General features: G+C 43.6%; 5 protein-coding genes and 1 other annotated feature (1 of these 6 running past the window's edge). Of the genes, 2 read left to right on the forward strand and 3 right to left on the reverse strand.

Annotation, left to right across the window (positions count from 1 at the left end; genetic code table 11):
- Positions 1-168 (forward strand) — a binding site (T-box leader) (it extends 52 nt beyond the left edge of the window).
- 46 nt (positions 169-214) lie between these two features.
- Together proB and NIE88_RS13725 are read left to right on the forward strand one after the other, a co-directional pair.
- Positions 215-1,372: a glutamate 5-kinase gene (proB, locus tag NIE88_RS13720; RefSeq protein WP_253062910.1), complete on the forward strand. Its 1,158-nt coding sequence runs from the start codon at positions 215-217 to the stop codon at positions 1,370-1,372.
- Positions 1,365-2,627 carry a glutamate-5-semialdehyde dehydrogenase gene (locus NIE88_RS13725; protein WP_253062912.1) on the forward strand — a complete coding sequence of 421 codons (1,263 nt, stop codon included), beginning with the start codon at positions 1,365-1,367 and terminating at the stop codon, positions 2,625-2,627. The genes proB and NIE88_RS13725 overlap by 8 nt, the downstream gene beginning before the upstream one ends.
- Before the next feature lie 68 nt (positions 2,628-2,695).
- Here NIE88_RS13725 and NIE88_RS13730 read toward each other — a convergent pair whose 3' ends face one another.
- From NIE88_RS13730 to NIE88_RS13740, 3 genes are read right to left on the reverse strand one after another with little or no spacing between them, the layout of a single operon-like run.
- A complete protein-coding gene (locus NIE88_RS13730; RefSeq protein ID WP_253062914.1) occupies positions 2,696-3,394 on the reverse strand; it encodes a LutC/YkgG family protein in 699 nt (232 codons plus the stop codon).
- Positions 3,391-4,851 (reverse strand): LutB/LldF family L-lactate oxidation iron-sulfur protein, encoded by a 1,461-nt coding sequence (locus tag NIE88_RS13735; RefSeq protein ID WP_253062916.1) that lies wholly within the window; start codon positions 4,849-4,851, stop codon positions 3,391-3,393. The genes NIE88_RS13730 and NIE88_RS13735 overlap by 4 nt, the downstream gene beginning before the upstream one ends.
- Positions 4,817-5,587, reverse strand: a complete 771-nt coding sequence (locus tag NIE88_RS13740) for a (Fe-S)-binding protein (RefSeq protein ID WP_253062918.1) — start codon at positions 5,585-5,587, stop codon at positions 4,817-4,819. The genes NIE88_RS13735 and NIE88_RS13740 overlap by 35 nt, the downstream gene beginning before the upstream one ends.
- Between the last annotated feature and the right edge of the window lie 413 nt (positions 5,588-6,000).

Below are 6,000 nucleotides of genomic sequence, written 5' to 3' on the forward strand. Positions count from 1 at the left end.
CATCCATCGGCTGTGAGATGCCTCGCGTCATTCATGTTGAACCTGCCCTTGAGCAGTCCGGATGAAAACCGGATCGTCTTCTTCACGATACGAAGATCCAAGTGAGTACGGACTTGTGCTGTACTAACAAAGGTGGTACCGCGGGCAAGGCCTCTCCCCGTCCTTTTAATTTAGGATGGAGAGAGGCTTTTTTACGAAGGGAAAACAATAGATTATGGAAATAAAACGAGTGGTTGTAAAAATCGGCAGCAGTTCCTTGACGGATGCTCGCGGAAAACTCGATTTTGCCAAGTTGCAGGATCATGTCGATGCTATTGCCAGGTTAAAAGCGAACGGTCATGAGGTAGTTCTTGTATCGTCGGGTGCTGTTGCAGCCGGTTACGGTGGATTGGGATATCCGGCACGACCGGTCACCATTGCCGGGAAACAAGCCGCGGCGGCCGTCGGTCAGGTCATGCTGCTGAATAATTATGCAGAGGCCTTTCACAAATACGGAATGACCATCGGACAGCTGCTGCTCGCCCGCCAAGATTTTGAACGGCGTGAACAAATGAGTCACGCCTACTCAGCGCTCACAGAGCTGCTCAAACGTTCTGTGATTCCAATTATCAATGAAAACGACTCGGTTTCACTTGCCGAGTTGACCTTTGGCGACAACGATATGTTATCCGCCCTTGTAAGCGGCCTGATTCATGCAGATTTTCTTGCCATTCTTACGGATGTCAACGGTTTATATAACAAGAATCCGAATGAGTATGATGATGCGATCCGCTACCATTTTCTCGACACTCTGCCGAAACATCTGCTTGACGAAACAAGTGATGCCACAGGCTCAAAGGTAGGTACCGGCGGCATGAAATCGAAGCTGCGAGCGGCAAGGATGGCACTTTCTCTTGGTGTTCGGACGTTCATCGGAAAGGGCAAAGGTCCTGACAAGCTTGTTGCCATTATTAACGGAAATGGTGATGGCACATACATCGGGTCCGACTGTTTAAAACCATCGCTTAATGTTTCTGAACAATGGATTGCGCTTCACTCGCCGGTATCAGGAAAAATTGAAATTGATGACGGAGCGGTCAGGGCACTAATGAAGGAAGGCAAAAGTCTGCTCCCTGCTGGCATTAAGAAAATCAGTGGACACTTTCTTGCCGGAGAAGTGATTCAAATTACCGATCAAAAAAGCCATGTACTTGGCAAAGGTCAAGTCAATTATTCATCGGAACAGCTTGATGAAATTAAACGAATGTCGAGCAGCCGTGCCATGATTACGGTTAACGGCGGTCACCCGGAGGTTGTGCACCGTGATAATTGGGTACCGTGGACCGCAGTTCTCAAACCGGCCGCTTACGAGAGGAGCGCTACCCATGAATGATACTAAGGACAATGAATTAATTCATAAAGCAGAGTTAGCACATGAGGCATCTCAAGTAATCGCTGCAAAATCGACAGAAGAAAAAAATAGTGCTTTAAATCAAATTGCCGATTCTTTACGTGCCCATGCCGCTGAAATCATAGCCGCCAATCAGCAAGACATGCTACGGGCACAACAAAAAGGAATGACTGATTCGTTACTTGATCGGTTAATGCTTAACAAAGAACGTATCTTTGCAATGGCAAACGCTTTAGAGCATCTGGCAAATTTAGCGGACCCCATCGGTGATGAATTGGAAAACTGGGACCGTCCCAATGGATTGACAATCAAAAAAATCCGCGTTCCGATCGGGGTCATTGGAATGGTCTATGAGGCCAGACCGAATGTTACAGTCGATGCAGCAGGCCTTTGCTTAAAAACAGGAAACGCTGTCTATTTGCGTGGCAGCGCTTCTGCTCTTGATACGAATAAAGCAATTGTCGCTGTCATTCGCGCAGCACTTAATACGCTAGAGTTCCCTGCCGACAGCGTTCAATTACTGGAAGACACAAGTCATGAAACAGCCGGTCAATTTTTCCGGTTGAATGGATTGATTGATGTTCTCATTCCGCGCGGAAGCAGCAGACTCATTCAAACGGTCATTAAACAAGCAAGTATTCCTGTTTTGGAAACAGGAGCAGGAAATTGCCATGTGTTCATTGATGAGACAGCAAAACCTGAAATGGCGATCAGCATTGTGCTGAATGCAAAAACCCAGCGTCCTTCTGTTTGCAATACAATCGAAACAGTAATCATCCATCAAAAATGGTTTGATCAATTTGGTTCTGCTTTGTTGGATGCTTTACAAAAAGAACACGTATCCTGCCGGATTGATCCAATTATTGCCGGACAATTTCCTGACTTAAAGGTGGCGACAGAAGAAGATTGGGCCACTGAATATCTTGATAAAATCATTGCCGTTAAAATTGTTTCTGATCTGGACGAAGCGATCAGACATATTAATAAATATGGAACCAAGCACTCAGAATCAATTGTCACAGAAAATGCGGAACATGTTGCGACCTTTTTCAAGTTTGTTGATGCCTCGACTTTATATCATAACGCGTCAACACGATTTACCGATGGTGAAGAATTTGGATTTGGAGCAGAGATAGGAATAAGTACGCAAAAGCTTCATGCACGAGGCCCAATGGGACTTAATGCACTGACAAGTATCAAATATCTCATTGAAGGAAACGGACAAATTCGCCATTAATTTAACTGTAGAACCAAAAGCAGACACCTTTTTTGGTGTCTGCTTTTAGTTTTCATTGTTGAACTGAATTATACATCAGAAACAATAATATAGGCAACTTTAATTGGTCCGTGAACGCCGACAACAAGTCTCATTTCAATATCGGCACTATTGCTTGGTCCGGAAATGAAATTGATGTAGGAGGACACTTCTTCTCCATGCTCAACTTTATTCTCAATCAACTGCATCGCCTGTGTCATCCGAGGAACAATACAGCTTTTTGGAACAATAACGACCGATGTTTCCGGTAGGAGGCTGACACTCCTTGCCTTGTCTTTATCATTGAAAAGACCTGCAGTCGCTGATTCAGCAAGCATCACATCGCAAATCGACAAACCAATAGTCGCTTCTGCCGCTTTATCAATATTCTTGCGACCTTCTTTATAATTCCATGTATAAACCTGATAGCTATCTAAAACGTTACTAAGACCGAACGCTTCAAATCGTTCATCTTTGGTCGCAACAATTTTACCCGCACCGTATTTATCAATTAATTGCACCAATTGTTTTGCAAGTCCATCCAAAGTTGTTTCATAAACTGATGTATGAATCGGTTCGCATGCTTTTTTCATCATGACTGTAAGCTGCTCTTCAGAATAATCATTATAAACACGTTCCTGGGGCTTATGTGCCCAGATCGGCAATTCCGGAGCTTCACCCGGCGTTCGATTCAATTTCCCGGCTATTTTCTCAAGAAACGAATCACGATTTTCAATTGTTCCGTTCATAATGATTCACCTGTTCCTTTCGTCCGAATCGTTGCCGACTGCTGCTTATGTTTCTTAAACCAATCCCTGAAATTTTCTTTGCTTGGTGCCGGAAGATCTCTGCCATGAGTCCAAGGTTTCATCGGTCCCGGACCTTTTGGAATGGATCCGTTATGGACGAGCGGCTTTAACATAATCGGTGCCATTTTAGTGCCTGCTCTGAAAATCGCTGGAGAGGATGCACCAATACTGAATCCCTTCATCGCTGCTCGTTCCATAACCGGCGGATGGCCACCGCCTTCCACGTATTTTTCACGATGACGTATTAACAGTTTATGCAATGGTATTTTTACAGGACAAGCCTCTGAACATGCTGCACAAAGACTGGAAGCATAGGGCAATTTGCCATACTCTTCGTATCCCCCTAGAATCGGTGAAAGCACTGCGCCGATTGGGCCCGGATAAATCGAACCGTAAGCATGTCCGCCGATATGTCTGTAGACAGGACATACATTGATACAGGCTGCACAGCGGATACAGTGCAGCGCTGACTGAAAATCTGTTCCAAGAGCATTGGAACGCCCTGCATCAACAATAACTAAATGATAATCTTTTGGACTGTCAACAGCATCTTGATTTGGTTTTGGAGTTATATCCGTAACATAGGTCGTCAGGCGCTGACCAACTGAGCTTCGACAAAGCAAAGAAACCACAACATCAAGTTCTTTCCAGGTTGGAACAAGGCGTTCCATACCCATTACCGTGATCTGTGTTTCCGGAAAACTCGTCACCATGTTTGCATTGCCTTCATTCGTTACGAGGCAGATACTGCCGGTATCAGCGACCGCGAAGTTGCATCCGGTTATCCCCACATCAGCGTTCAAAAACTTGCTACGCAGTGTCTTGCGTGCAAATCCTGCCAGTTCTTTGGGGTCATCACTTCCTTCATAGCCCAATTTCCTGAATGCAACACGAATTTGCTGCCGGTTTTTATGAACGGATGGTACGACAATATGAGATGGCTGATCATGATCGACTTGAAGAATAAACTCAGCAAGATCTGTTTCGAGTACTTCACAGCCTTCTTCTTCGAGTACCTCGTTCAAACTGATCTCTTCAGTGACCATTGATTTTGCTTTAACTACATGCTTTGCATTTTTTTCTTTGCATACTTTTTTTATATAGTCGCGTGCTTCTTCCGCTGTTTCAGCGAAAAAAACATGTCCTCCGCGAGCTGCAAAATGATCACTCAACTGTTTCAGGTAATAATCTAGATTATTCAGTGTATGTGCCCTGATTTCTTCACCGGCACTTCGCCATTCTTCCCAATCACCTAGTGCTTTGTCCCCGATAGTTGCACTAAGCTTTCTTCCGCGCAGCCCATCCTGTGCTGAAGAAACGGCGTTCACCATAAAAGAGTCATGGATTGCTTCGTCAACCCCATCAAAGAATGGTCGATTTCCGACTTTCATCGGCATAATGCTCAGCTCCTTCAGTTTGATGGCTATTCAAAATTTGTGCGATATGCAATACCTTTATCGGTTTTCCAAGCCGCTTCATTCGTCCGCCAATATTCATCAGACAGCTGGCATCGGCGCCAACGACCACTTCAGCATCAGTTTCTTCAATATGACGAATTTTTTCATCAACCATTTGTTCTGATATAGGAAACATCTTCACAGAGAACGTACCCCCAAATCCGCAGCAGTCATAATTGTTCGGAAGCGGAACTAAATCAAGGCCTTTCACATGTTTCAGCAGCGTGTAGTGAGCCTCACGTTCACCAAGCAGTCGCGTCATGTGGCACGAGGTGTGCAGTGTCGCTCTTGCATGATATTCCGCGCCCACATCAACAACACCTAAGACACGTACAATAAACTGTGTAAATTCGTAGGTTCTGTTCGCAATGCGCTTCGCTTTTTCCTGCCATTCCGGTTCATCCGCAAAAAAATCAGGATATTCATGGAACATGGTCGCACATGATCCAGACGGACACACAATATAATCTGAATGTTCAAATGCTCGAATCATGTTCTTCGCCGGACCTTTCGTATCCTTCGCGTAACCGCTATTATATGCCGGTTGTCCGCAGCAAACCTGCCCCTCAGGAATATCCACTTCACATCCTAGCCGTTCAAGAACCTCTGTTACATCTTTTAAAACATCAACGTAAAACAAGTCTCCCAAACATGTTGTAAACAGTGAAACCTTCACTAATCCCAACTTCTTTCTTTTTGATTTGTGACATTTTCTTAAGTTATACAATGTTTTCGTCACAAATTTATCACTCTTCAATCACATTTTATACATATATAAAAAAAGATCAACCCAATTCAGTCAATTGTGATGATTAATTAGTTATAGTTCATATGCCTTTTTTCTATCTAATAATTATTCTATATAAGTTAAGGCTATAAAATTTCCTTACTTCATTAGCGTCTATTGATTATACAGCCCACATGAATTAGACAACGACAAAGCTCATCTTCCCAAACTTCCACTGAATCATTTTCATAAAGATATAGTTTTAAATTCAATTATATAGTCTTTATTAATTTGCAATTTGTATCGTGTGATCATGAGAAAACAAAACCAGACTGCTTTAAGCAAATTTTTATTTTTATCAC

It is taken from the genome of Sporolactobacillus shoreicorticis, assembly GCF_024125445.1.
In the GTDB taxonomy this organism is placed as follows: Bacteria; Bacillota; Bacilli; order Bacillales; family Sporolactobacillaceae; genus Sporolactobacillus; species Sporolactobacillus shoreicorticis.